The sequence below is a fragment of the Amycolatopsis sp. CA-126428 genome (genome assembly GCF_002904335.1).
Lineage (GTDB): Bacteria > Actinomycetota > Actinomycetes > Mycobacteriales > Pseudonocardiaceae > Amycolatopsis.
Genome location: NZ_PPHF01000012.1, coordinates 1 through 24,126 on the forward strand (window position 1 = coordinate 1; position 24,126 = coordinate 24,126).

Consider the following 24,126-nt stretch of genomic DNA (forward strand, 5'->3'; position numbering starts at 1 on the left):
GGTCAGCGGTGCGCTGGCGAGCCAGCGGGACGTCCTCGACGAGGTCGCGGCCCTGCAGGCGACCACCGACGGGCTCATCCGCGCGAACACCGAGCTGCTGGGCCTGCAGTCCGCGGAGATCCGCCAGGCGAGCAGCGACCCGGCCGTCGCGACCGAGACGATCCGGCAGTCCTTCGACCGGATCTACGCCTCGATCGACGCGATCGACGGGTTCCGTGCCGACGCCGTCGCCGCGATGGCGGCGACCGTCGAGTCGCTGTCCGGCGAGGTCCGCCGCGCCGAAGACCACCTGCGGCGTTCGCACGAGGGGGAAGCATGATCAGGAAGGTGCCGGCGCTCTTGTTGGGCGCCGCGTTGCTGGCGGGGTGTTCCGACTCTTCGTCCGCACCACTGGGGGATCCCGAGCCGGGGACGTTGCGGATCCTCGCGGGCAGCGAGCTGGCGGACATGCAGCCGGTGCTCGACGAAGCCGCGCAAGCCACCGGTGTGAAGGTGAAGTTCACCTTCACCGGCACCTTGGAAGGCGCCGAAACGCTGGCGAACGGCAGCGCCGACGGCAAGTACGACGCCGTGTGGTTCTCGTCGAACCGGTATCCCGCCGGCATTCCCGAAGCGGCGAAACGGCTCGGCAACCAGGTCAAGATCATGAGCTCGCCGGTGGTACTGGGCCTGGCCACGCCGGTGGTGCAGCGGCTGGGCTGGGCCGGCAAGCCGGTCAGCTGGGGCGAGATCGCCGCGCAGGCCGGGAAGAAGGCGTTCAGCTACGGGATGACGGACCCGTCGGCGTCGAACTCCGGGTTCTCGGCGCTGGTCGGGGTCGCGTCGGCGCTGGCGGGCGCGGGCAACGCGGTCGACGCCCAGCAGATCGCTTCGGTCACCCCGCAGCTGACGCAGTTCTTCAGCGCCCAAACGCTCTCGGCGGGTTCTTCGGGCTGGTTGTCGGACGCGTACGTCCGGCGCGCGAGCGGGCCGGACCCGGTCGACGGGCTGATCAACTACGAGTCCGTGCTGCTGTCCGCGAACGCGTCCGGGAAGCTGCCCCAGCCGCTCACCCTGGTCTACCCGAGCGACGGAGTCGTCACCGCCGACTACCCGCTCACGTTGCTGGCCGACGCCGGTTCCGACGCGCGCTCGGCCCACCAGCGGCTCGCGGACCACCTGCGGACGCCCGCGGTGCAGAAGCGGATCATGGAGACCACCCAGCGGCGCCCGGTCGTGCCCGGGGTCGCGCTGGGGACGCAGTTCGCGCTGCGCGACCTCGTCGAGCTGCCGTTCCCGGCGACGCAGCAGGCGGTGGACGCGTTGCTGTCGGCCTACTTCGACAAGCTCCGGCGTCCCTCACGGACGCTGTACGTGCTCGACACGTCCGGGTCGATGGCGGGCGAGCGGATCGACTCGCTGCGGTCCGCGCTGGTCGGGCTGACCGGCGCGGACACCTCCCTGACCGGGCGGTTCCGGCGGTTCCGGAGCCGGGAGGAGGTGACGATGCTGCCGTTCGACACCGGGCCGGGTGCACCGCGGACGTTCACCGTGCCCGAGGCGAACCCCGAGGCCGAGCTGGCGCAGATCAAGACGTTCGCCGAAGGACTGGCCGCCCGGGGCGGAACGGCGATCTACGACAGCCTTTCCCGGGCGTACCAGGTGCTCCAGCCGCTGGCGGCCGCGGATCCGGACCGGTTCACCTCCATCGTGCTGATGACCGACGGCGAGAACGCGAACGGCTCGTCGTTGCCGGACTTCCTGGCGTCGCTGGGGTCGTTGCCGCCCGCGGTGAAACAGGTCCCGGTGTTCACGGTCCTGTTCGGCGAAGGCAGCAGCGACGAGCTGACCCAGGTCGCGACCCGGACCGGCGGCAAGGTGTTCGACGCGCGCAACGTCCAGCTGTCCCGGGTGTTCCAGGAGATTCGCGGGTACCAATGATGCTGCGTTATCTGGGGTCGACCAAGAACCTCGCCGGCTGCGTCGGGGGCCTGCTCGGCGTCGGGCTGTACCTGACCGGGGTGGTCGGGTGGTTCTGGCCGTTCGTCGTGGTGGCGCTCTACGCCGCGGGAGCGCTGCTGGCGCCGGGGGAGAAGGTGCGGCTGGTGCCCGATGCGTCCGCCGGGCTGCGGGAGTCGCTGGACGGGCTCGAGGCCGCGGTTTCCGCGCAGGCGTTGCGGATGCCTGCGTCCTCTGTGGACACTGTGCACCGGATCGCCGAGGTGCTTCGCGACCTGCTTTCCCGGCCGGAGCGGCTTTCGGGCGATCCCGAGCTGCAGCACGCCGTCGTCCGGCTCGCGGGCACGGATTTGCCGCTGTCGCTGGAAACCTACCTCAACCTCCCGCGGTGGTTCGCGGCGCGGCGCAGCGGTGCGGGCGCGGAATTGGTGACTCAGCTGGGTTTGCTCGAGGCGGAAGCGCACCGGGTGGCCGAGCGGTTCTACGCGACGGAGGTCGACCGGCAGGCCGATCACACGCGGTACCTGCGGGACCGGGAAACCTGAACCCCTGTGGGTGATGATGTTCGAACGCGCGTTCGAGTAGCGTGGTCGATATCTCACCGGGAAGGGGAAATCATGAACGCGCACCGAGGTTCGGCAGAGTCAGCGTCATCGCGGCGGTGGTCAGCCAGCTCAGCAGGTCCGGCAGGGGAATGCGGGAAAGCCGTTCCGGCCATTCCTCCGCCACTGTGTGCAGCACGAGCTCGTCGTGCCGCGGCTCCACCTTCGTCAGTTTCAAGCCGGGCGGGAGTTCGGGCAGGGGAAGCACGATGGGCTGGAAGCGGCGGGGCGGCCGCAGCTGCCGTTGTCCGATGTGGAGGGTCTGTGGCACGAGCACCACGCCGTTGTCCGCCACTTGCGGGCGAAGGGTCAGGTGTCCCCAGTGTGGCCGCTTGGCCCAGTGGATCCGGAGCAGGCCGCCGTCGGCCGGTGTCGCGACGATCCCGGGGCGGGCTTTCGCCACCCGGTCCCGCAGCACGTCGGCGGAAACGGCGATCGCCAGCTGCACCCGCGCGGGTTTGGCGGCCGGCGTGGGCAGCGAGCGGAGGCGGACGTCTTCGGCGAGCACGGTGACGCGGCGGAGCGGGATGCTTCCGGCCGCGCCACCGTCGCCGGCTTGGGCGTCTTCGGTGTCTTCGGTGTCCGGTTCCGGCCAGTCGACGTCCTCGGCGACGATCCGGACGTCGCCGAGGCGTCCGGTGGCCAGCCGGAGGCTGTCGGCCGGGTAATCGAGTTCGGCGAGGGTGAGGCCGACTTCGCGGCCGCCCACCTTCGCGGTCAGCCGGCGGCCGACGAGCTGTCCGGTGACGGTGCGCACCAAGGCGGCCGGCGTGACCGGGACGTTCGGGAGCAGTGAACGCCCGGCCGCGGCCAGCCCGGCCAGCTCGGGCCACGGCGACCAGCCGTCGAACCACCTGCCGTCGCTCATCCGTCCAGTGTCGCCCACGGACACGAACGGCGGCGACGGCGGGTGGTTCCCGGGTGGCCCAGCGGATCGCCTCCGGTCACCGGCCCGCGAAGCGGGCGATGATGCCGGTGATGACGAGCCAGAACACCGCGGCGAGGCCGAAGTCCAGGATCACGGCCAGGCTGGGGTTGTCGACCGGGAACAGGCCGGGCCAGAACAACGCGAGAGGAACCGCCAGTGACTTGATGAACTGGAAGAAGGCATTGCCGGCATTCGCGCCGGCGAGCACCATGATCATGTAGAGAACTTCGATCCCCGCGAAGATCGCGCCGATCGCCGTGATGACCCGCACGGCCGTGTTCCGTCTGGTGGTGGTTCGCCAAGGAGACATGCCGCGAAAATTCCCGGATTGGGTGACCGATCAAACGCTCCAAGGCCCAGATTGCGCCGTTTGGCCGCTTCTGTTGCTCTCCGTCAACGCTCTGGCGCAGCTGGTGAGCAAATCAAGCCCGGTGTCGGCCCGCTTGTCCTTTTCGTAGTCCGCCTCAGGGGCGGTCGTCACCAGGTTCACCGGTCGCGGTCGCCCCCGAACCCACATCAGATGGCCCACCTGGCTACCTGTCGTAGCGATGCGGCGCGCTCCCTGCCGCGCCAGCTGCGTCCGGTCGGAGCGCTCTGGCCGACCTGGTCCTGTTCTACGCCGACTTGCCGGTGAGGCCATCCGCCTCAGCAACCGCATCACTGGAGGTCGTCTCGCGCTGCGTCGGCGGCATCGCCAAGGCCGGCCGGCGGCCTGAAGCCCGTGCCCAGGGCACACCTGGCCGCCTACGCCGGCATCACCGAGGTCGCCCGCAGTCCCGGAAGAGGCATCAAAGGCGAGCACCCGACCCGAACCGGCTACCGTCGGCTCAACCGCGCCTTCTCTTTCACCCGCGCGAGCCGTCCGCCTGGCCGGCCGTGTCGTCGGCCCCTATCCGCGCCTCCCCGCCGCCTCACCGGAGGTTGCTCGGTCCCACCAGCCGGCCTACAACCACAGGAAGAGAGCCGAGAGCGAGAAACGCAATTACCCCGCCTGCCTCGCCCGCCACCACTGCAACCACGCCACGTCCCCGCAACTGCACCCCACCCCCGCCGCGGCCTGACACCACACAGGGGGACCGCCAGGCGCGCAGGCCGTCAGCCTGGGCCTACCCGCGCCTCGCCGCCGCCTCACCGAGCAGCCGGGCCACTGCCCAGTCCTGCACAGCGAGCCCAACGGACTTGAAAACCGTCCGCCCACCAACCGCCGGCGGCGTACGCAGCGCCGACCCCAGCTCGATCAGCTCACCACGCTCGAGGAGCCCGCTCTCCACCGCGTGGATCACCTCGCCCGCCTCCTCAAGGGCGGCGTCGATCTGATCCACCACCACGCACCCCGCGGTGGCGAGCAACTCGGCGGGAAGCTCCCGCATGGACGGCAGATACGACCCGATCGCGTTGACGTGAACGCGGTCCGGCAAGTCATCGACAGCAAAGAGAGGAGTACGGGACGAAGTAGCACAACAGACGATCTCCGCATCGGACACCGCGTCCGGGGCACTCGAAGCCACCCGCACCGCCACCTCCGGGAACTCGGCCCGCAACCGGTCCACCAACGCCTGTGCACGCAACCCGTCACGGCCGAACACCGTCACGCGACGCACTGGCCGCACCGCCGCCACGGCGCGCACCTGGTCGGCAGCCTGGGCCCCGGTGCCGAGCAGCGCCAGCCGGCTCGCCGAGGGCGCGGCGAGCAGGTCCGTGGCGACGCCGGAGACCGCGCCGGTGCGCAATGTGGTGACCTCGACGGCGTCGGCGACCACCTGGCCGTCGGCGGTGTTCCACACCAGCGTGCCCAGGATCATCGGCGTCCGGCCGGGGGCCAGGTTGAGCGTCTTCACGACCGTCGTCGACGTCGGGGTGTGGCAGGCGGTCATCACGAGCGTCGTGGCTCCCGCGAAGGACAGCCGTTGCGGCACCACGAAACGGCCGGCGGCGAGGTCCAGGAATGCCTCGCGGACCGCTTCGACGGCGGCCGGCATCGGCACGGCCCTCCGGACGTCGTCGGCATCGAGCATGCGTGGCCCCTCCGGCATCGGGTCTGCCGCTAGCCTGGCGGCATGTCCGAGGCCACGCAAGATCCCGTCGAGGAGCAGCGGTTCTTCCGCGACGACTGGTACGGGGAGGAGATAACCGGGCGGCACTACGTGCGGTGCGAGTTCCACGAGGCCGACTTCTCCGAGGCGGTCACGCGGAACTCGGTGTTCACCGACTGCGTGTTCGGCAACGTGCGCTTCAACGCGTCGCGGCACACGGACTCGGCGTTCACCGGCTGCGCCTTCAAACGGTGCAACTTCTTCGACGCCGAATTCACCGGGTGCAAGCTCGTCGGCGCCACGTTCACCGAGTGCGAGCTGCGGCCGTTGCGGGTCACCGGCGGGGACTGGTCGTTCGTCGGCCTGGCGGGCGCCGACCTGCGGACGGTCACCTTCCAGGGGGTCCGGATGCGGGAAGCCGACCTCACCGGGGCGGACTGCGCCGGCGCGGTGTTCGCCGACGTCGACCTGTCCGGGGCGATGCTGCACGCCGTCAAGCTGCCGAAAGCCGAGCTGCGGGGCAGTGACCTCTCGGCGCTCGACCCGCTGAACGCCGAGCTGGCCGGGGCGATCGTGTCACCCGAACAGGCTGCGGTGCTCGTCACGTCGCTGGGGCTGCGGGTCCGGGCGTAGGCTCGGCGCGATCGGGAAGGGAGAGCCGCATGGGTGTCGTGACACCGGGGTTCCAGGGCCGTGCGCGCAGCGGCAACCCGCGGCTGCCGCCCGGGCAGTACCTCGCCGAGGACTTCCCCGTGCTGTCGGCGGGCCCGACCCCGCGCGTGCCCACCGAAACGTGGGAGTTCACCGTCACCACCGAGACGGGGGAGAAGCACGCCTGGAACTGGGCCGAGCTGATGGCCCTGCCCGGCGAGAAGCCCACAGTGGACATCCACTGCGTCACCCAGTGGTCCAAATTGGACACCCGCTGGCGTGGCGTCTCGATCGACACGCTGGTCGGCGGGCTCGACACCGAAGCCGACTACGTGATGGTGCACGCCTACGGCGGGTACACGACGAACCTGCCGCTGGCCGACCTGCTCGACGGCCAGGCCTGGATCGCCTACGAGTACGGCGGCAAGCCGCTGACCCCCGAGCACGGCGGCCCGGCGCGGCTGCTCGTGCCGCACCTGTACTTCTGGAAGTCCGCGAAGTGGGTGCGCGGGCTGGAGCTGAAGACCCGGGACGAGCCGGGCTTCTGGGAGAACGTCGGCTACCACGACTACGGGGATCCATGGCGCGAACAGCGGTATCAGGGCGACTAGCCTGGCGGGTCGCCCGCCTGGCCGGCTTCCGCGACGAGACACCCACGGCGCGCACGCTCGTCTTCGATCTGCCCGGCTGGCCGGGTCACCTGGCGGGCCAGCACGTCGACGTCCGGCTCACGGCCGCGGACGGCTATCGCGCGCAGCGCAGCTACTCCCTGGCCGCGCCGGCGGACGGCGACCGCGTGGAGCTGACGGTGCAGCGCGTCGCCGACGGCGAGGTGTCCGAGCACCTCACCGGCCCGTACGCGATCGGCGACCCGATCGAGATCCGCGGCCCGGTCGGCGGCTGGTTCGCCTGGCGCCCGACGGACCCGGCCCCGGTGCTGCTGATCGCGGGCGGCTCCGGCATCGTCCCGCTGATGGCGATGGTCCGGGCCCGCCGCGCGGCGGGTGTCCGCACGCCGTTCAAGCTGATCTGCTCGCTGCGCACCCCGGCCGAGCTGTACTACGCGGACGAGCTGCGCACACCGGTGGCGGGCGTGGACGTGACGTACGTGTTCACCCGCGAACTGCCCGAAGGCCGCTCCGGCATCCCCCGCCGCATCGACGTGGCGACGATCAACACGGCGGGCTGGCCGGCCGAGTTCGGCGCGTCGTGCTTCGTCTGCGGCCCGACGGGCTTCGTGGAAACGGTGGCGGACATCCTGGTCGCCCTCGGCCACGACCCGCACCGCATCCGCACCGAACGCTTCGGTCCCAGCCGCGATTGACCAGCCTGACCCCCCGAGCCGCCGATTCGCCCAGCAGGCATCCGATGATTAGGTGATCGCGTGCCCCGTTGAGCGGGAAATTGTCGACATCCCGTTCAAGAGATCCTATGTTTCCTTCATGCTGACCAAGTGGGGCTCGACGCGGCGCCGCACCGTGGTGACCGTCCTCCTGAGTGCGGGCGCACTGCTCGCCACGACCGGTCCGGCGGCCGCGGCCGGTCCCGATGCCGCCGGCCGGGACGTCTACGTCTCGCCCGGGGGATCCGATCAGGCCTCCGGGACCGCCGGCCACCCCGTCCGGACCCTCGACCGGGCCCGCGACCTCGTGCGGCAACGCGCCCCGCACCTCACGCGGGACCTCACCGTCCACCTCGCGCCCGGCGTCTTCCGGCTGGCCGCACCCCTGCGGCTCGACGCGCGGGACTCCGGCGGCAACGGGCACCGCGTCGTCTGGCAGGGCAGCGGCGACACCGAGCTGAACGGCGGCGTGCGAGTCACCGGCTGGCGGCCTGTGCCGGGTCGTCCGGGCCTGTTCTCCGCGCCCGCGCCCGCCGGGCTGGACAACACCCGCCAGCTCTACGTCGACGGCGTCCGCGAGCAACGCGCCCGCGGCCCCTTGCCGGTGACCGTCAAGGCCACCGCCACCGGCTACACCGCCAGCGCGGACACGCTCGCCCACTGGCACAACCCGAAGGACGTCGAGTTCGTGTACACCTCGGGTGAGGCGCTCTGGAACGTCCAGCGCGACGGCCTCGGCCAGTGGACCGAACCGCGCTGCCCCCTCGCCGCCGCCGACGGCACGACGATCACCATGGCCAACCCGTGCTGGGACAACTCGACGAAACGGGTGCTGTTCCCGGACATCCCCGGCCGCAGCGTCAACATGGTCGGCCCGGCCGACCTCACCAACGGGCGGCACCCCACCTACGCCGAAAACGCCTTCGAACTGCTCGACACCCCGGGCGAGTGGTACCTCGACCGGTCCACGCACGTCGTCTACTACCTGCCGAGGGCCGGCCAGGACCTGCGTCGCGCGGACGTCGAAATGCCGGTGCTGGAGAAGCTCCTCGACGCGCAAGGCACGGCTGCCGCGCCGATCCACGACATCGCGTTCCGCGGCTTGCGCTACTCCTACGCGACCTGGCTGACGCCTTCGTCGCCCGAAGGGTTCTCGGAAATCCAGGCGGGGTACACGATCACGGGTGCCGACGGCTGGGCCGTGCAGGGCCTCTGCCAGTTCGTGCGCGGCGGAACCTGCCCGTACGCCTCGTGGACGCGGGAACCCGCCAACGTCTCCGTCTCGCACGGCCGGCGCGTCGAATTCGCCGACAGCGTGTTCGCCCACCTCGGCGGGGCCGGGCTGGACCTCATCGAGGGCACCAAGGAAGCCCAGGTGCGCGGCGACGTCTTCACCGACATCTCCGGCAACGGCGTGCAGGTCGGCGGCGTCGACAAACCCGTCACCGACACCGACGCCGACGTCGTGCGGGACGTCCAGGTCACCGACAACCACCTCTACGGCCTGCCGCGCGAATTCCACGGCGGCGTGCCGATCGTCAACGGCTACACCGTCCGGAACACCATCTCCCACAACCAGATCGACCACGTCGGCTACTCGGCGATCTCCGTCGGCTGGGGCGGCTGGCCGGACAAGATCAAGCGGCCCGCGACGCCGAACCTGTCGCACGACAACGTCGTTGCGGACAACCTGATCTTCGACTACATGCAGATGCTCGACGACGGCGGTGGCGTCTACACCCAGGGCATCACCGGCACCTCCCTCGACGACGGCGAGAAGGTCACCGGCAACGTCATCCACGGCCAGTGGGGGCTCGGCAAGGCCGTCTACACCGACAACGGCAACACCTACGAGACCGTCCGCGGCAACGTCCTCTACGGCACGGCGTACTTCAACGTCGGCACGGTGCACGTCGACTACCGCGACGACCTCGGCAACAACGACCCGACGCTGATCGAGGGCAATTACTGGGAGCAGGGCGACCGCGACAAGGTCGACAAGGGCGCGATCACCCGCGGCAACCAGATCCTCGCCCGCCCGGCGGACGCCCCGCCCGCGATCGTCGCGAACGCGGGCCTGGAACCGGCCTACCGCCGCTTGCTTTTCCGTCCGGTCGGCGGGTGCGGGCCGGCCGAAGCACCGTCACGGGTCGGCACGTTCGCCGTCGCGGGCAAGCTGTACGCGACCTGGAACCCGACGTTCGCCTTCAACAACGCACCGATCACGGACTACGTGGTGACGGCCTCGGGCGGCGGCCGCACCCACTCGGCAACGGTGACGGCGGCCGACTTCGCGAAGCGCGCGTACGCCGAAGTGCCGGGACTGACGGACGGGACGCAGTACACGGTGACAGTCGCGGCGCGCAACGCGTTCGGCACGAGCGAGCCGTCACTGCCATCGGCTCCGGTCACGCCCGGCCTGCACCCCATCGCGCTGCCGGACATCCCGACGAGCGCACGGGCATTGCCGAGCGCAACGGCGGCCTCGATCCGCTGGAACCCCCCGGCCGCGGCGGGCGACACCCCGGTCCTGGGCTACGTGATCACGGTGTCCGACGGCCGCACGATCCGGGTCCAGGGCCGCGACGCCCTGGTCACCCAGCCGACGGTCAAGGGCATGACCAGGGTGATCGACGGCCTGCACCCGGCGACGGCCTACACGTTCACGGTAGCGGCGGTCACGGCAACGGGAACGGGCCCGGCAGCCACATTCACGGCCACAACGGCGGCTGCCTGAGCCGTCGGGCCTCGTTGTCCACAGCCCGGCCATGATGTGGACAACGAGGCCCGCTCACGGGCTTTCCCAGCTTTTCGTCGCACCCAGCCGATAGACTGGACCAGGGACGTCCCCCCGGAGAGGGTGGGGGCTGGGATTGAAGTCGGCTAAGTCGCGTCCGGGCGGGTGAGCAGCTCCCGCAGCGTCGCCAGCAGCTCCCGCCGGTCCGCCGCCCCGAGCTTCCCCCGGATGCGGGCCATGTGGTGCTCCACCGTCTTACCCGAGATGAACAGCTTGCTCCCCGCCTGCTTGTACGTCAGCCCCTCCACGACCAAGCGGGCCACCTCCAGCTCGCGCTCGCTCAGCGCCGCCAAGCCCGCCCCTGCCGCCGGCTCTGATGAGGATCCCGGTTCGCGGCGGGCCGCCGTTCCCTGGAACTGGCGGGCCGCCTCCAGGAGCTGGACCATCGCCTTGCGGTCGGACGTCCTGATCGCCGCCTGGCCCGCCAGGCGGGCCGCGTCCCAGCGGAGGCCCAGGTCGTGCAGCTCGGCCGCCGCCGCGGTGATGGCGTCCGGGGCGAACGTTCCGCCCAAGACCGCCAGCCAGCCCTGGGCCGCCGTGGCCAGGGCGCGGGGGTGGCGGCCGCAGTGGGCGTGGGTCGTCAACGTGGCCAGGTGGGCCTTGACCGCGTCCGCGTCCTCCAGCGTGATCGCCGCGTGCAGCTCGTGCCAGACCAGCGAGACCGTCCACAGTGGAGGCTCGCCGAGGCGGGCCAGCAGGCCGTGGGCGCGTTCGAACTGGCCGGAAAGCTTGGCGAACGCGCCGGTGCGGGCCGCGGCGATCGCCAGCTCGCCCAGCGGCAGCAACGTGAACAGGTCCGTCTGCTGCCGCATCGATGCCTGGTACGCCCGGTTCCACGACCGCTGCAGCCCGACGAGGTCGCTGGCCCGCCGGGCGAGGCCGAGCTCCAGCGTCGCGAAGAACAGCTCGTCCCGCGCCTCCAGGGGCCGGCCCGCGACGGCGTCACGGTGTTCCGCGGCCGTCGCCAGGTCGCCCGCCGTCATCGCGACCCAGCCCAGCAGCAACCGGTGCCGCACGGCCAGGAGGTCGCCGCCGGCCCCGCCGGCCAGCGCCCGGCTCAGCACCGACTCCGCCAGCGCCAGCTCGCCCGTGTGCAGCGCGACGAGCGCGGCCAGCGCGGCCGGGCTGTCCGGCAGCAGCATGCCGCCCAGGGCCGGCTCCAGCATCGTGGCCGCGCCGAGCAGGGTCGACAACGTCTCCGTCGCGCAGCCGGACACCGAATCCACGATGCCGCGGGCCATCCGGGTGGCCGCGCCGGCGAACAGCGTCGGCGCGACGCCCGGGGCGGGGGAGTCGAGCAGGCGCCGGGCCCCCTCGATGTCCCCGGTCCCGACCAGGGCAGTCGCCGAGAACGCGTCGGCGCGGCCCGCCCAGTGGTACAGCTCGGCGCTGCGGGCCAGTTCGCCGCGGTGGGCCAGCACGGTCGCCGCGATCTCCGCGCCCGCCGCGCGGGTTTCCGCGTCGGCGGCGCCGAGCATCCCGTCGCCGAGCCGCAGCGCGGTGTCGAGGTCGCCGGACAACGCGGCCGCGCGCGCCCAGCCCGCCGTGACGGCGGGAGAGCGGTCGCCCGCTTCGGCGGCGGCTTCGAACAACTGCGTCGCCAGCCGCGCGTCGGACGGCAGTGCCTCGCCTGCCGCCGCGGCGAACGCGGCCGCCGCGGACGCGCCGGAACTGCCGGTGCCGAGCAGGGACAAGGCCAGGTCGAGCACCGGGAGGCCGTTCGCCAGCTGCAGTTCGACCAGCCGCTGCACCGTCGTCAGCCGGCGCGCGGGCGGCCCGAAGTCGCGGACTGCGACCGCGGCCAGTGGCAGCAGCGTGTCGTCCGGGGCGAGCAGGCCGGTCGCGCGGGCGCCCTCGACGATGGCGGGCAGCTGGTCGGGACGGCGGTCGAGCAGGGCGCACAGCAGGTCGAGGTTGCGCCCGGCGCCGGCTTCGGCCGCGATCAGGTAGCGGAGCACGTCGTCGTCGAGCTCGTCCAGCTCGGGCCGGAACTCCTCCAGCCGCCCGAGCAGCGCGCGTTCGGCCAGCCGCGGCACCCCGCCGCTGCGGGCGTGCAGCTCGGCCGCGGCCGCCGGGTCGGCGGGCGAACCCGTCACGGCGGACATCAGCTGTGCCACGTCTTCGACGCCGAGCGGGCCGAGCTGCAGCAGCGTCCAGCCGGACGCCACCGCGGCCGGCCGGTGCGCGACGACGATCGGGCCGTCCGCGCCGGCGAGCAGGTCCTCGAGCTGGTCGGGGCCGAGCCGGTCGGCGTCGTCGACCAGCACGGCGTCGACGTCGGCGGCCCGGTAGCGGCGGTCGAGCGCGGCGAGCAGCACGCTTTTGCCGTAGCCGCCGGGGGCGACGACGGCGAGCCGCAGCGGGGCGGCCGGCTCGGCGGTGACGCGGTCGAGCAGCTGCCGCGCCGCCGGGTGCACGGGAACCGTGTGCGGCGGGGGGACCTGCGTGAGCAGATTGTTCAACAGTGACCTTCACCGGAGGGGACGCAATGGGTGGGGGCGGGGGTACCGGCGGGGCCGGCGGTGGCTTCGCGGGCGGTGACGGTGATCACGACGCCCGAAACGGCCGCGGCGAGCAGCAGGACCGCGGCGGCGAGCGGGCGCCGCCGGCGGAACAGGTTCATCGGGCCGGTGCGCTCGGGCAGTTCGAACGGCGTGATCTCGATCGGCGGCCGGGGCGGCCGCTCGCCGAGCTCACCGAGCGTGTCCACCTTGGGGAGCAAAGTGGTCTCGACGGCGGGGGGTTCCTGCGGGGTCCCCCGGTGGTCGGCGCGCAGCGCCGCGAGGGCGGCCGCGCCGAGCGCGGTGGTCGCCGGCGGAACCGGTCCCGCGAACACCGGGCAGGGGGGCCGGGCCGGCAGCGCGTGCGGGGGGACGTCCCCGCAGAACACCACGCCGGCGAGCCCCTTGGGGGACGTCGAGGCCGCTCCGGCGAGCGCGAACAGCGTGCTCAGCGCGGCCGCCGGGGCCACGCCTTCCGCACCCTGGCCGAGCTGCCAGCCACTCGCGCCGCTCGCCGTCGCCAGCGTCACGTTCACGCCGTCGGTGCCGTATTCGCACACCCCGGCCACCTGGGCGCCGGGGCCGGGGAGGGGCAGGTGCGCGCCGAGCGCGGCGATCGAGCCGGGAACCAGCGTCACCGCGGTGAACCCGGCGTCGGCCAAGGCCCGCCGCAGCACGTCACGGCGGTAGCCGCCCCAGTCGCCGGGGTGGGTCAGCACCAGGTGCTGCGGAGGGCCGCCGTACAGGTTCGCGGCGTGCTCGGCGATCCCTTCGACGAGCACGGTGGTGAGCGTCTCGGGCGGGAACGGCTCGCCTTCGACGAGCATCGGCACGTCGTCGCCGATCCGCCGGTGGAAGCCGGTGAGCAGCCGGGACGGGACCTGGGCGCCCGCCTCGGCGGCGGCGTCGCCGGTGAGCAGGTAGCCCTCGTCGTCGAGGAACAGCGCGGACGCCGCGGCGGGGGACCTCGTCCCCAGCCACAGGGGTTCGGGCTCACCCCACCCGGGGCCCTGCCGGTGGCAGGTCGCGGCGTGGGTCCGGCCCTGGGCCACATCGATGCCGAGGACGTAGGGCAACGGCGCTTTCCTCCTCACCTCGCGGCGGCCGATCGGGGGCAGGCAATCCCCCTAGGGTCCGGGGCATCCTCACCCAAACGGGTTAGTCAGGCAAGGGTCTGGAGGGATTTAACCCAACTGAGCGCGTCTCGGATGACCCCCTAACTCCCTAACGATGACATATCGATCCCCTATCGGCTGACCGAGCCGCGACTCGGAGTGATCCCCGATGTGCGCTGGGGGACGGTCTCCCTACCTTGATGACGGTGCACCGGTCCCTGCGGCCCGTGCTGTCCCCCGAACCACCGGATCTGGAGAAACCCATGGACTCCGTGCAGACCCTGCACGATTTCGCCCTGAACCTGCTCAACGACCCGACCGCCCTGGCGGCCTTCGGGACGGACCCGCAGGGCGTCCTCGCCGCCGCCGGTCTCGGCGACGTGAGCGCCGCCGACGTGCACGAGGTCATCCCGCTGGTGCTCGACTACGTGCCGGTGGACAGCCTCCCGGTCGTGGGCGCCCTCCCCGTCGTCGGCGACCTGTCCCCGGTCGGCACCGACGCCACCGGCGTCCAGGGCGCGATCGACCAGCTCACCGCCCTCACCGCGGGCCTCGGCCTGCCGGCCACCTCGGGCCTGCCGGGCGTCGGCGACCTGGGCGTCGGCGAGCTCCCCGTCGTGGGCGAGCTGCCCGCCGTCGGCACCGTCGGCTCGCTGCCGGGCGTGAACGTCGTCACCAACGCCGCCAACGTGACCGCCCTGGCCGGCAACGCCACCGGCGCCATCCTCGGTGGCGACCTGGCCCACGGCCTGGACTCGCAGGCGCTGGCCAACCTGACCGCGCTCCCGGCGCACCTGACCGACGCCAACACCGTCGCGCCGCTGGCCACGCTGGCCGAGCAGCCGGTCGTCGGTGGCGTGGGCACCGTCCACACGATCGGCAGCGAGGTGCTCGGCACCGCGTCGACCCCGGTCAACGAGGCCGTCTCGCACGTCGGCGACGTCAGCGGTGACCTGACCCACACCGTCAACTCGGTCGTGGGCAACGTCGGCGACTTCTCCGGCATCCTCAAGGGCGCCGGCGACCTCGACGTCAAGCACGTCACGAGCAATGTCACCGGTGCCGTCCACGGGCTCGGCGACGTCACTAACACCGTGACCTCGGCCACCGGCATCAACGTCGACCACAACGTCGTCGGCCAGGTCGGCGAGCTCGCCAGCGGCAACGGCACGGCCGTCCACGACGTGGTGTCCGACGTCGCCGACGTCAGCCACAACGCGCTGGGCAACCTGCACCTGGGCGACATCGCCTCCGGCAACGACATCCACCTCGGGCACTGATCCCCGAACCGGTCACCGGTGCCCGTCCCGCGGTCTGGGTGCAGCCGCGGGACGGGCACCCGGTGTGCGTACGGGGAGTGAACCGGGGACACTCGACCATCGTGACCGCACCGGCTTGGCTCGAAGTGCTCAACGAGACGCTGGACGCGTGCCGCACGCACGGCCGCGCCGACCTTGCCGAGCGCCTGCGCAGACGCCGGGACGCCCCCACCGGGCAGACCCGGCTCGGCGTGCTCGGCTTTCCCAAACAGGGCAAGGGTTACCTGCTCAACGCCGTGCTGAACGCGCCGGTGTGCGCGGTCGGCGACGCCGCGACCCCCGCCGTCCCCACGGAAATCGCCTACGCCCCCGAACCCGCCGCGACCCTGGTCGGCCGGTCCCGCGAACGGATCCCCGTCGCGGTCGAACGGCTCACCGGCGAACTCGGCGCCCGGCCCGCCGGCACGCTCAGCCGGGTCGAGGTCGGCGTGCCGCGCGAACTGCTCTCGGCCGGGCTCGTGCTGGTCGACACCCCGCCGGTCGGCGACCCGCGGTCACCGCGCACGGCCGCGGCGCTGGACTTCCTCGCCGAAGCCGACGCGGTGATCCTCGTCTCCGACGCGACCGCCCCGCTGAGCGCCGCCGAACTCGCGCTCGCGCGGCACGTGCGCACCTGGTGCCCGCACGTCGTGCTGGCGCTCACGAAGATCGACGCCTGTCCCGGGTGGCGGGCGGTCGCCGAACGTGACCGGGCGATGCTCGGCGAGGCCGGGGTCGACGCGCTCGTCCTGCCCGTTTCGGCCGTCGTGCGCCAAGCCGCCGCGAAGGCCGGCGACGCGGAACTCAACGCCCGCTCGGGTTTCCCGGAGCTGCTGGCCTGGATCGCCGAGCAGGCCGCGCGCCCGCACGAGCAGTCCCGCGCGCTGCTGGCCGCCGTCGGTGTCCGCGCCGCCGCCGCCGAACTGGTGGAGTCGCTGCGCGACCGCGTCGACGCGGTCGCGCAGGACGCCGGGCTCGGGCAGGCCGCGCTGCTGCAGCGGGCCCAGCGCCGCGCCGACGACCTGCGCCGGCAGAACACCCGGTGGCAGAACCTGCTCTCCGACGAAATCACCGACCTGCTGTCCGACGCCGAGTACGACCTGCGCGAGCGGACCCGCAAGATCGTCAACACCATCGACCGGACCTTCGACGAAGGCGACCCGGCGAAGGTGTGGGACGAATTCGCGCCCTGGCTGGACAACGCGCTGGCCGAAGCCGTCGACGTCAACTACACGTGGCTGGCCGACCGGGCGGAGTGGATCGCCCAGGCCGTCGCGGCGTGCTTCGGCGCCCAGTACGACCGCGCGCTGCCGGACCTGCGGCTCGACGGCTCCGGCCTGGAGTACCTCGACGACGTCGGGCGCCCGAAGATCGAGAAGTTCAAGATCGGCCAGCAGGCCTTCACCGGGCTGCGCGGGTCGTACGGCGGCGTGCTGATGTTCGGCCTGGTCACCAGCCTCGCCGGGCTGCCGCTGATCAACCCGATCTCGATCGGGGCCGGCGCGGCGTTCGCCGCCAAGACGATCAAGGACGAAGGCGGGATGCGGCTGCAGCGGCGGCAAGCCGTGGCCAAGCAGGCGGCGCAGCGGCACGTCGACGACGTCTTCCTGCGGTTCAGCAAGGAATGCCGGGACGCCATCCGCGTCGTCCAGCGGCGGCTGCGCGACCACTTCACCGGCCTGGCCGAAGAACTCGCCGACGAGCTGACGCACGAGCGGGAGACGATCCTGGCCGGCACCGCCGAGCGCGAGCGGCGGACCGGGCACATCCGCCGCGAAATCGACCGGCTCGCCGCGCTGCACCAGCGCGCGGGCGAACTCGGCACGATCGCCGGACGGCAGCAGCGGCGGGAGCTCTCGGCGTGACCCAGGACGTCCGCGACCTGCTGCACGCCGCGGCCGGGCTCTACCGGGACGACCCGCGGGCTTCGGCCCTGCTGCACGACTGCCTCAACCGGCTGGAGCAGCCGCTGCGCGTCGCGTTCACCGGGGCGCCGTCGTCGGGGAAGACGACGCTCGCCGCCGCGCTGGGCGAGTGGCCGACGCGCGCGCTGCGCGACCTCGTGCTGCTGGACGACCCCGGCCCGGCCGACGACGTCCCGGACGCGACGGTCCGGCTGGTCCGCCACCTCGAACCGGACGAGCTCGCGGCGGCGCACCCGCCGGGCGGCTCGGCGTTCGCCCGGCAGAGCGCGGTGAACTCGGTGCTGGTGCTGTCGCGGGCCGACGAGGTCGGCGCGGGCCGGATCGACGCGCTGCTCACCGCGAAGCAGCTGGCGCGCCGCGCGTGGCGGGAAGACCCGCTGTGCACGGGGTTCCTGGGCGTGATCGCCGTCGCCGGCCAGCTCGCCTACGGCGGCCGGTCGCTGCGCGACGACGAGTTCGACCTGCTGGCCGCCTTCGCCGCGGTGCCGCGCGAAGAGCTGGAACGGCACGTGCTGTCGGTGGATTCGTTCACCGATCCGGCGTTCCCGGGCCCGATCCCGGTCGAGACGCGGCGGTCGCTGGTGGTGCGGTTCGGGATGTTCGGCGTCCGGCTGGCGCTCACGCTGATCCGCACCGGCTGCGACGACCGCGTCAAGCTCTCGGCGGAACTGGTGCGCCGCAGTGGGCTGGGCGAGCTGCGGGACACCCTGGCCGGGTGTTTCGTGGCGCGGGCCGAGGCACTGCGGGCGCGGACGGCGATCATCCGGCTGGAGGCGCTGCTGGCGGCGCACCCCCGTCCGGGCGGGGATCGCCTGGTGTCCCGGGTGGAGCGCTTCGCGGCGGCGGCCCATGACTTCCGCGAGCTGCGGCTGATCGCCGACATCCGCGGCGGCCGGACGGCGCTGTCCGGTGCACCCGCGGAGGAAGCGGTCCGGTTGCTGGGCGCGCAGGGCACGGCCCCCGCGGACCGCCTCGGGCTGGAACCGGACGCGGACCCGAACGAGATCTACGACGCCGGGCTGGACGCGCTGCGGCGCTGGCGGCACGAGGCCGAACGTCCGGACCGCCCGCACGCCGAGCGGACCGCGGCGCACGTGGTGGTGCGCTCCACCGAGGGGCTGCTCGCGCTGTTCGCCTAGAGGACGGCGGTCACCTCGACCTCGACCAGGTGCTCCGGGACGTCCAGGGCCGCGACGCCGATGAGCGTGGCGGGCGGCTTGGCCGTGGTCCCGATCTTGGCGCTGCCGCGGGCGATGCCGTCGAGCAGGGCGGGCATCTTCTCGGGCTTCCAGTCGACGGCGTAGACGGTCAGTTTCGCCACGTCGTCGAACGATCCACCGGCCGCGGCCAGCGCGGCGGCGACGTTGACGTAGGCCTGCTCGACCTGGTCGGCGAGGTCGGGCCCGGTCTCCCAGGCGACCTGCCCGGCGACGAAGACGAGCTTCGTCCCCTCGGCGACGGCGACCTGGTGGTAGACGTCGATCTCGGGCAGCTCGGGGGGATTCACCATGGTGACGGTCATCTTTTCCTCCGTGCTCTCTTGTGGTTACTCAGGAACCATAGGAGAGTGTGGGAGGATGCGGAAGAAGGCACTTTTCGGTGACGGGGGAACCAGATGGTGACCAAGCAGGACACGGACCTTTCCCGCGCGGATTCCCTGGCGCGCGAGATCTTCTCGGACGTCGCCAACAAGTGGGCGTTCCTGATCATCGAGACCCTCGGCGAGCGCACGCTGCGGTTCAGCGAACTGCGCAACGAGGTCGCGGGCATCAGCCACAAGATGCTGACGCAGAACCTGCGCATGCTGGAGCGCAACGGGTTGATCGAGCGCGAGGTGTACCCGACCGTCCCGCCGCGCGTCGAATACACCCTCACCGAGCCCGGCCAGGGCCTGCGCGCGACGGTCGACAGCATGTGCGGCTGGACCCAGCGGTACATCGAGGACATCGAATCCGCCCGGCGCAGCTTCGACGGCTGACGGCGTCACGAAAACACCGACCGGCGAGCCGGTTCGGGACCGGTTGTCCGGTGTTGACGCCCCGCCGGGCCGGGCGGACCATAGACCGGTCTATGGTCCATCGCCGGCCCGAAGGGGACTCCCATGCCCGAAGACGTCCGCCCGCGGGTCCGGTTGTTCGGCGAGCTCCTGGCGCACTGGGCGCGGGAACGTCCAGCGGACACCGCGCTGATCTTCGGGGACCGGTCGTGGACCTGGGCGGAGTTCGACGAGCGGGTCCGGCGGCTGTCCGGGGCCCTTGCGGCGGCCGGGATCGCGCACGGTGACCGGGTGGCGTTCGTCGACAAGAACCACCCCGCCTGCCTGGAGACCACCTTCGCCGCGGCCGGGCTCGGGGCCGCCAATGCCGTCGTCAACTGGCGGCTTTCCGGCGGCGAACTCGCGTACGTGCTCAAGGACGCGGGTGCGAAGGTGGTCTTCGTCGGCGCCGAACTCGTGTCCGCGCTCGAGGCGATCCGAGACCGGCTGCCCGCGCTGGAGCGCGTGATCGTCGTCGGCGGGGACGCCGACGAGTACGAGTCCTTCCTGACCTCCGCCGAGCCGCACAGCGGGACCGGTGTCGACACCGACGACGGCGTGCTGGTCATGTACACCAGTGGCACCACCGGCTTCCCGAAGGGCGCGGTGCTGACCCACCGCAGCGTCCTCGCGCACGGCCTCGCCGCCGGGACCGCGTTCCCGATCGGCCCGGGTGAGGTCAACCTGGTCGCGATGCCGCTGTTCCACGTCGGCGGCAGCTGTTACGCGGTTTCGGGGTTCCTCTACGGGGAACCGTCCTACCTGACGCGCGAGCCGGACGCGGCGTCGCTGTTCGCGGCGCTGGGGGCCGGGATCACGCACGCCTTCCTGGTGCCCGCCGTCGTGGCCGGGATCGCGCAGGCCGGCGAGGCCGCGCTCCAGGCGTTCTCCCGGCTGAAGTACCTCTGCTACGGCGCTTCGCCGATGCCGCTCCCGCTGCTGCGCACGGTGCTCGCCGCCTGGCCGGACGTCAAGTTCGCCCAGGTCTACGGCATGACCGAGCTGTCCGGCGCGGTCACCGCGCTGACCCCCGAGGCCCACCGGGACGAAGCGCGTCCGGAACGGCTGGCCTCGGCGGGCACCGCACTGTCCGGAGTGGACATCCGGATCGTCGACCCGGTCACGGCGGAAGACGCCGCTGTCGGCGAGGTGTGGGTGCGCACCGAGCAGCGGATGGCGGGCTACCTCGGCAAGCCCGAGGCCACCGCGGAGACCATTGTGGACGGCTGGGTCCGCACCGGTGACGTCGGACGTCTTGACGACGGCGGGTTCCTGTTCCTCGAGGACCGCGTCAAGGACATGATCATCACCGGCGGCGAGAACGTCTACTCGCCCGAAGTCGAGCGCGTCGTGGCGGAATTCCCCGGCGTCGCCGAGGTGGCCGTGATCGGCGTGCCGGACGAGAAGTGGGGCGAGCAGGTCAAGGCCGTCGTCGCCGGCGACCAGCTCGACGCCGAGAAGATCGTGGAGTTCTGCCGCGAGCGGCTGGCCCACTACAAGTGCCCGCGCAGCGTCGACGTCGTGGCGGCGTTGCCGCGCAACGCCACCGGCAAGATCCTCAAGCGTTCGCTGCGCGAGCCCTACTGGCGGGGCCGGGACCGGAACGTCTGATGCCACCGGTCACGCGCCGCGGGTACTTCGAGGCCGCGCTGGAGGTGCTGGCGGAGCACGGGTTCGCCGAGCTGAACGTCGGCGTGCTGTGCCGCGGCCTCGGCGTCACGAGCGGGTCGTTCTACCACCACTTCGGCGGCTGGCCGGGGTTCGTGGCGCAGCTGCTGGAGCACTGGGAAAACCGCCAGGTCCGCATCCTGCGCGAGGGCGGCTTCGGCACCGGCGGCCCGGCGGCCGACTTCGCCGCGCTGATGGACCTCACCCTCGGGCTGCCCCACGAGGCCGAGGCCGCGATCCGCGCGTGGGCGAAGAACGACGAAACCGTGCGCGCGGCGCAGAAGCGCGTCGACGACGCCCGGCTGCGCACGGTCGGCAAGGCGGTCGAAGGCATCGTCGGCGACCGGGCGCTGGCCCGCACGCTGACGTCGCTCGGGATGGCGCTGCTGGTGGGGCACCAGCAGCTGGCGTCGGCAGGCGAGCACGGCGAGCTGACGGAGCTGCTCGCGGAGTACACGCGGCTGGTGCACTCCCGCGGCTCGTGAGTGGTAAGGCGGGTTCTAACCCGCGTTACCACTCACGAGCGGGTCAGGCGTTGCCGAGCACCCGGGTCACGGTGATCTCGATGACCACCCGCTGTGGGTTCGGCTTGGGCTGCCGGTAGCGGGCGGCGTACCGGTTTTCCGCGTCCCGCACCGATTCCGGGTCGTCGCGCAGCACCGCTCGTCCCTCCAAAGTGGACCAACGCGGGCCGTCGAGCTGGCAGACCGCGACCGGGATGCCGTCCGGGCCCGCGGCGCGCACCAGCCGGGCCTTGACCGAGGGGGCGAAGGTGATCACGCGGGCGAGGCCGGCCTCGAAGTCGACGGTCACGCCGACCGCGACGACGTGCGGGGTGCCGTCCGGGCGGACCGTGGTCAGCGTGGCCAGGTGGCGCTCGGTCCAGAACGCGCGGAAGTCCGGCCCACGGCCGTCGAGGTCGATCTTCATGACCTCCACGCTAGTCCGTCCGGGTGGGCGGGGCGCCGAGGGACCCACGCACGGTAATAGTAAGGAAAGTTTCCTAACCCTCTTGACCTGGTCTTGAAGCTTCTGTCAGGCTTCGATCACCTTCGCCGCAGCCAACGATGTCCCTACGGAGGAGCCATGAAGAGAGTCATCCGGGCGGCGGTGGTTTCGGCCGCGCTCACCGCGGGGCTGGTGAGCGTGCCGGCGGCCGCGTCCGCGGCCGGTACGCCGTACGTGCCGGGCACGCTGCGGCCGTCCGTCTCGCAGGCCACGCAGGATGCGGCGCTCCAGAAGTACTACGACTTCTGGAAGAAGAACTTCCTGACGACCAAGTGCGGCACCGGCACTTACGCCGTGCTGTCCAAGGACGCCGACCACTCCTTCGTCGCCGAAGGCGAGGGGTACGGCATGACCATCTCGGCGATGATGGCGGACAAGGACCCGCAGGCGCGCTCGATCGTCGACGGGATCCTGAAGTTCGTGAAGGCGCACCCGTCGGTCAACAACAAGGACCTGCACGCGGCCGAGCAGGATTCGAACTGCAAGAGCGTCAACGGCAGCGACTCCGCCACCGACGGCGACCTCGAAATCGCCTACGGCCTGCTGATCGCGGACAAGAAGTGGGGCAGCGGCGGCGCGGTGAACTACAAGGCCGAAGCCGTCCGGATCATCAACGCGATCAAGAAGAGCGAGGTCAACGGCACCACGAAGTTCACCCTGCTCGGCGACTGGGGCAACGACGCGGAGTACAAGAACAGCTCGCGCTCGTCGGACTGGATGCCGGGCCACCTGCGCGCGTTCGCGACGGCGACCGGCGACAGCTTCTGGACTTCGGTCCGCACCCGCTCGGAGACGGCGGTGAGCCGGCTGCAGTCGTCGTACGCGCCGAACACCGGGCTCTTGCCGGACTTCGTGGTGAACACGAACTCGACGCCGAAGCCGGCGCCGTCGAACTTCCTCGAGGGCCCGTACGACGGCAAGTACAGCTGGAACGCCTGCCGCGACCCGTGGCGCCTCGGCGCGGACGCGATCACGGCGTCCGGGAGTGCGGCGGTGGCGCAGGTCCGCAAGATGAACACGTGGATCAAGTCGGCCACGGGTGGTGACCCGGCGAAGATCCAGAGCGGCTATTCGCTGTCGGGTTCGAAGACCGAGAGCGGCCAGCACCCGTGCTTCACGGCGCCGTTCGCGGTGGCCGCGATGACGGACCCGGGCAGCCAGGCCTGGCTGGACAAGCTGTGGACGGCGGTCTCGTCGTGGTCCCCCGACTCGACGGACTACTACGGAACGGGCATCACGATCCAGGTCCTGCTCATCCTGAGCGGCAACTACGTGGCCGCCTAGCTCGGCTCGCGCGGCGGCAGTCCCGCGGCCCGGTAGATCTCGTCGATCACGGTCATCGTCTCGACCGCGTCGGCCGCCGAGGTCTTCACCGGTGCGCCTTCCAGGACTGCCGCCGCGAACGCCTCCAGCTGGTACGCGTAGGACGCCCGCCGGGGGAACTTCTCCGTGCGGCGGGCGTCGCCGACGCGGACCGAAACGCGGTGGTACGCCTGCGGGGCCACCGGGTTGAGCACACGGATGGACCCGCGCGAGCCGATCACCTTCGCGCTGAGCTTCAGCAGGGAAGACGACCACATCGAGCACTGGATCCGCCCGGTGTGGCCCGAGGGGAACCGCAGCTCCGCCGTCATCGCCCGGTCGATCCGAGGTGACCGCAGCTTCGCCGAGGCCGAAACCACCGACGGCGTCTCGCCGCCGAAGACCCGCGCCATGTGGACCGCGTAGCAGCCCGCGTCCATCGTGGCCCCGCCCGCCAGGTCGTAGTCGTAACGGATGTCCGAGAACTTCGGCAGCGGGAAGCACAACGCCGTCTCGACGCGCTGCAGAGAGCCCAGCTCGCCCGACGCCACGATCTCCTCCACCCGCAGCGCCAGCGGGTGGTAGCGGTAGTGGAACGCCTCCATCACGACGCGGTCCGAAGCGGCGGCCGCCTGAGCGACCTCCCGGGCTTCCGCCGCGTTGGCCGTGAACGGCTTCTCGCACAAGACGTGCTTCCCGGCCGCCAAGGCGGCGAGTGTCCAGCGTCCGTGGAGGCCGTTCGGGAGCGGGTTGTAGACGGCGTCGATGTCCGGATCCGCCAGCAACTCGTCGTACCCGGCGAAGACCCGGGGGATGCCGTGCCTGGTCGCAAACGCTTGCGCGCGGTCGCGTGAGCGGGCCGCCACCGCGGTGACCGACACCGGTGAAACCGAAGACGCGGGCTTGATCAGGGCCGCCGGGGCGATGCGAGCCGCCCCCAGGATGCCGATCCGCAGGCTCATGGTCGCGAAGTTAGCACCGAA

At 72.0% G+C, this 24,126-nt stretch carries 22 protein-coding genes; 14 read left to right on the forward strand and 8 right to left on the reverse strand.

What is annotated here, in order from left to right; translation table 11 throughout:
• The 3 genes from C2L58_RS02840 to C2L58_RS02850 form a co-directional block, all read left to right on the forward strand.
• A partial coding sequence (locus tag C2L58_RS02840; RefSeq protein ID WP_199191071.1) for a toxic anion resistance protein occupies window positions 1-319 on the forward strand: 319 nt, incomplete at its 5' end.
• Window positions 316-1,920, forward strand: a complete 1,605-nt coding sequence (locus C2L58_RS02845; protein ID WP_369903965.1) for a substrate-binding domain-containing protein — start codon at window positions 316-318, stop codon at window positions 1,918-1,920. The genes C2L58_RS02840 and C2L58_RS02845, both read left to right, overlap by 4 nt.
• Window positions 1,917-2,483, forward strand: coding sequence for a hypothetical protein (locus tag C2L58_RS02850; protein ID WP_103335573.1), 567 nt, complete (start codon window positions 1,917-1,919; stop codon window positions 2,481-2,483). Before C2L58_RS02845 ends, C2L58_RS02850 begins: the two co-directional genes overlap by 4 nt.
• 70 nt (window positions 2,484-2,553) lie before the next feature.
• Here C2L58_RS02850 and C2L58_RS02855 read toward each other — a convergent pair whose 3' ends face one another.
• The 3 genes from C2L58_RS02855 to C2L58_RS02870 all read right to left on the reverse strand — a co-directional run bounded on the left by C2L58_RS02855 (window position 2,554) and on the right by C2L58_RS02870 (window position 5,483).
• Window positions 2,554-3,408, reverse strand: coding sequence for a hypothetical protein (locus C2L58_RS02855; protein WP_103335575.1), 855 nt, complete (start codon window positions 3,406-3,408; stop codon window positions 2,554-2,556).
• Between the two features lie 76 nt (window positions 3,409-3,484).
• Window positions 3,485-3,739, reverse strand: a complete 255-nt coding sequence (locus C2L58_RS02860) for a hypothetical protein (protein WP_103335577.1) — start codon at window positions 3,737-3,739, stop codon at window positions 3,485-3,487.
• 835 nt (window positions 3,740-4,574) lie between these two features.
• On the reverse strand, window positions 4,575-5,483 hold the full coding sequence (locus tag C2L58_RS02870; protein ID WP_103335580.1) for an ornithine cyclodeaminase family protein: 909 nt from the start codon (window positions 5,481-5,483) through the stop codon (window positions 4,575-4,577).
• Window positions 5,484-5,525: 42 nt separating this feature from the next.
• On the opposite strand from C2L58_RS02870, the gene C2L58_RS02875 reads away from it, so the two are divergent.
• The 4 genes from C2L58_RS02875 (at window position 5,526) to C2L58_RS02890 (ending at window position 10,231) form a co-directional block, all read left to right on the forward strand.
• Window positions 5,526-6,134 (forward strand): pentapeptide repeat-containing protein, encoded by a 609-nt coding sequence (locus C2L58_RS02875; RefSeq protein WP_103335582.1) that lies wholly within the window; start codon window positions 5,526-5,528, stop codon window positions 6,132-6,134.
• A 29-nt stretch (window positions 6,135-6,163) separates the two neighbouring features.
• On the forward strand, window positions 6,164-6,763 hold the full coding sequence (locus C2L58_RS02880) for a sulfite oxidase-like oxidoreductase (RefSeq protein ID WP_103335584.1): 600 nt from the start codon (window positions 6,164-6,166) through the stop codon (window positions 6,761-6,763).
• Window positions 6,733-7,476: a ferredoxin reductase gene (locus C2L58_RS02885; protein WP_103335586.1), complete on the forward strand. Its 744-nt coding sequence runs from the start codon at window positions 6,733-6,735 to the stop codon at window positions 7,474-7,476. The genes C2L58_RS02880 and C2L58_RS02885 overlap by 31 nt, the downstream gene beginning before the upstream one ends.
• A 118-nt stretch (window positions 7,477-7,594) precedes the next feature.
• Window positions 7,595-10,231, forward strand: coding sequence for a fibronectin type III domain-containing protein (locus C2L58_RS02890; RefSeq protein ID WP_103335587.1), 2,637 nt, complete (start codon window positions 7,595-7,597; stop codon window positions 10,229-10,231).
• A 146-nt stretch (window positions 10,232-10,377) separates the two neighbouring features.
• On the opposite strand, the gene C2L58_RS02895 is transcribed toward C2L58_RS02890, so the two are convergent.
• Together C2L58_RS02895 and C2L58_RS02900 are read right to left on the reverse strand one after the other, a co-directional pair.
• Window positions 10,378-12,753, reverse strand: coding sequence for a helix-turn-helix transcriptional regulator (locus tag C2L58_RS02895; protein ID WP_103335589.1), 2,376 nt, complete (start codon window positions 12,751-12,753; stop codon window positions 10,378-10,380).
• The gene (locus C2L58_RS02900) at window positions 12,750-13,868 is read right to left on the reverse strand and encodes a molecular chaperone DnaK (protein WP_103335591.1); all 1,119 of its coding nucleotides are present in this window, start codon (window positions 13,866-13,868) and stop codon (window positions 12,750-12,752) included. Before C2L58_RS02900 ends, C2L58_RS02895 begins: the two co-directional genes overlap by 4 nt.
• A gap of 302 nt (window positions 13,869-14,170) precedes the next feature.
• On the opposite strand from C2L58_RS02900, the gene C2L58_RS02905 reads away from it, so the two are divergent.
• The 3 genes from C2L58_RS02905 (at window position 14,171) to C2L58_RS02915 (ending at window position 18,269) form a co-directional block, all read left to right on the forward strand.
• Window positions 14,171-15,187, forward strand: coding sequence for an IniB N-terminal domain-containing protein (locus C2L58_RS02905; protein WP_103335593.1), 1,017 nt, complete (start codon window positions 14,171-14,173; stop codon window positions 15,185-15,187).
• A 101-nt stretch (window positions 15,188-15,288) separates the two neighbouring features.
• Window positions 15,289-17,070, forward strand: coding sequence for an isoniazid inducible protein IniA (locus C2L58_RS02910; protein ID WP_199191072.1), 1,782 nt, complete (start codon window positions 15,289-15,291; stop codon window positions 17,068-17,070).
• Window positions 17,067-18,269 (forward strand): GTPase, encoded by a 1,203-nt coding sequence (locus tag C2L58_RS02915; protein ID WP_103335596.1) that lies wholly within the window; start codon window positions 17,067-17,069, stop codon window positions 18,267-18,269. Before C2L58_RS02910 ends, C2L58_RS02915 begins: the two co-directional genes overlap by 4 nt.
• Here C2L58_RS02915 and C2L58_RS02920 read toward each other — a convergent pair.
• Window positions 18,266-18,652 carry a RidA family protein gene (locus C2L58_RS02920; protein WP_103335598.1) on the reverse strand — a complete coding sequence of 129 codons (387 nt, stop codon included), beginning with the start codon at window positions 18,650-18,652 and terminating at the stop codon, window positions 18,266-18,268. The two genes, C2L58_RS02915 and C2L58_RS02920, sit on opposite strands and share 4 nt — an antisense overlap.
• A 93-nt stretch (window positions 18,653-18,745) precedes the next feature.
• Here C2L58_RS02920 and C2L58_RS02925 point away from each other — a divergent pair, with 93 nt between their 5' ends.
• From C2L58_RS02925 to C2L58_RS02935, 3 genes are all read left to right on the forward strand, one after another.
• Window positions 18,746-19,108, forward strand: a complete 363-nt coding sequence (locus C2L58_RS02925) for a winged helix-turn-helix transcriptional regulator (RefSeq protein WP_103335599.1) — start codon at window positions 18,746-18,748, stop codon at window positions 19,106-19,108.
• Window positions 19,109-19,231: 123 nt separating this feature from the next.
• Complete coding sequence (locus C2L58_RS02930) at window positions 19,232-20,776, forward strand: acyl-CoA synthetase (protein WP_103335601.1); 1,545 nt, start codon at window positions 19,232-19,234, stop codon at window positions 20,774-20,776.
• A complete protein-coding gene (locus tag C2L58_RS02935; protein WP_103335603.1) occupies window positions 20,776-21,318 on the forward strand; it encodes a TetR/AcrR family transcriptional regulator in 543 nt (180 codons plus the stop codon). The genes C2L58_RS02930 and C2L58_RS02935 overlap by 1 nt, the downstream gene beginning before the upstream one ends.
• A 43-nt stretch (window positions 21,319-21,361) precedes the next feature.
• Here the strand turns inward: C2L58_RS02935 and C2L58_RS02940 are convergent, their stop codons facing one another.
• A complete protein-coding gene (locus C2L58_RS02940; protein WP_199191073.1) occupies window positions 21,362-21,763 on the reverse strand; it encodes a PPOX class F420-dependent oxidoreductase in 402 nt (133 codons plus the stop codon).
• Between the two features lie 156 nt (window positions 21,764-21,919).
• Here C2L58_RS02940 and C2L58_RS02945 point away from each other — a divergent pair, with 156 nt between their 5' ends.
• Window positions 21,920-23,125 carry a glycosyl hydrolase family 8 gene (locus C2L58_RS02945; RefSeq protein WP_103335606.1) on the forward strand — a complete coding sequence of 402 codons (1,206 nt, stop codon included), beginning with the start codon at window positions 21,920-21,922 and terminating at the stop codon, window positions 23,123-23,125.
• On the opposite strand, the gene C2L58_RS02950 is transcribed toward C2L58_RS02945, so the two are convergent.
• Window positions 23,122-24,105, reverse strand: coding sequence for a Gfo/Idh/MocA family protein (locus C2L58_RS02950; protein WP_103335607.1), 984 nt, complete (start codon window positions 24,103-24,105; stop codon window positions 23,122-23,124). The two genes, C2L58_RS02945 and C2L58_RS02950, sit on opposite strands and share 4 nt — an antisense overlap.
• Window positions 24,106-24,126 lie beyond the last annotated feature (21 nt).

Excerpts from the sequence above, each read along its gene's own strand:
- C2L58_RS02935 (WP_103335603.1), top strand. The coding sequence starts at position 20,776 with ATGCCACCGGTCACGCGCCGCGGGTACTTCGAGGCCGCGCTGGAGGTG.
- C2L58_RS02855 (WP_103335575.1), bottom strand. The coding sequence starts at position 3,408 with ATGAGCGACGGCAGGTGGTTCGACGGCTGGTCGCCGTGGCCCGAGCTG.
- C2L58_RS02880 (WP_103335584.1), top strand. The coding sequence starts at position 6,164 with ATGGGTGTCGTGACACCGGGGTTCCAGGGCCGTGCGCGCAGCGGCAAC.
- C2L58_RS02845 (WP_369903965.1), top strand. The coding sequence starts at position 316 with ATGATCAGGAAGGTGCCGGCGCTCTTGTTGGGCGCCGCGTTGCTGGCG.
- C2L58_RS02925 (WP_103335599.1), top strand. The coding sequence starts at position 18,746 with ATGGTGACCAAGCAGGACACGGACCTTTCCCGCGCGGATTCCCTGGCG.
- C2L58_RS02940 (WP_199191073.1), bottom strand. The coding sequence starts at position 21,763 with ATGAAGATCGACCTCGACGGCCGTGGGCCGGACTTCCGCGCGTTCTGG.
- C2L58_RS02870 (WP_103335580.1), bottom strand. The coding sequence starts at position 5,483 with ATGCTCGATGCCGACGACGTCCGGAGGGCCGTGCCGATGCCGGCCGCC.
- C2L58_RS02850 (WP_103335573.1), top strand. The coding sequence starts at position 1,917 with ATGATGCTGCGTTATCTGGGGTCGACCAAGAACCTCGCCGGCTGCGTC.
- C2L58_RS02885 (WP_103335586.1), top strand. The coding sequence starts at position 6,733 with ATGGCGCGAACAGCGGTATCAGGGCGACTAGCCTGGCGGGTCGCCCGC.
- C2L58_RS02920 (WP_103335598.1), bottom strand. The coding sequence starts at position 18,652 with ATGACCGTCACCATGGTGAATCCCCCCGAGCTGCCCGAGATCGACGTC.
- C2L58_RS02950 (WP_103335607.1), bottom strand. The coding sequence starts at position 24,105 with ATGAGCCTGCGGATCGGCATCCTGGGGGCGGCTCGCATCGCCCCGGCG.
- C2L58_RS02905 (WP_103335593.1), top strand. The coding sequence starts at position 14,171 with ATGGACTCCGTGCAGACCCTGCACGATTTCGCCCTGAACCTGCTCAAC.
- C2L58_RS02875 (WP_103335582.1), top strand. The coding sequence starts at position 5,526 with ATGTCCGAGGCCACGCAAGATCCCGTCGAGGAGCAGCGGTTCTTCCGC.
- C2L58_RS02945 (WP_103335606.1), top strand. The coding sequence starts at position 21,920 with ATGAAGAGAGTCATCCGGGCGGCGGTGGTTTCGGCCGCGCTCACCGCG.
- C2L58_RS02930 (WP_103335601.1), top strand. The coding sequence starts at position 19,232 with ATGCCCGAAGACGTCCGCCCGCGGGTCCGGTTGTTCGGCGAGCTCCTG.
- C2L58_RS02890 (WP_103335587.1), top strand. The coding sequence starts at position 7,595 with ATGCTGACCAAGTGGGGCTCGACGCGGCGCCGCACCGTGGTGACCGTC.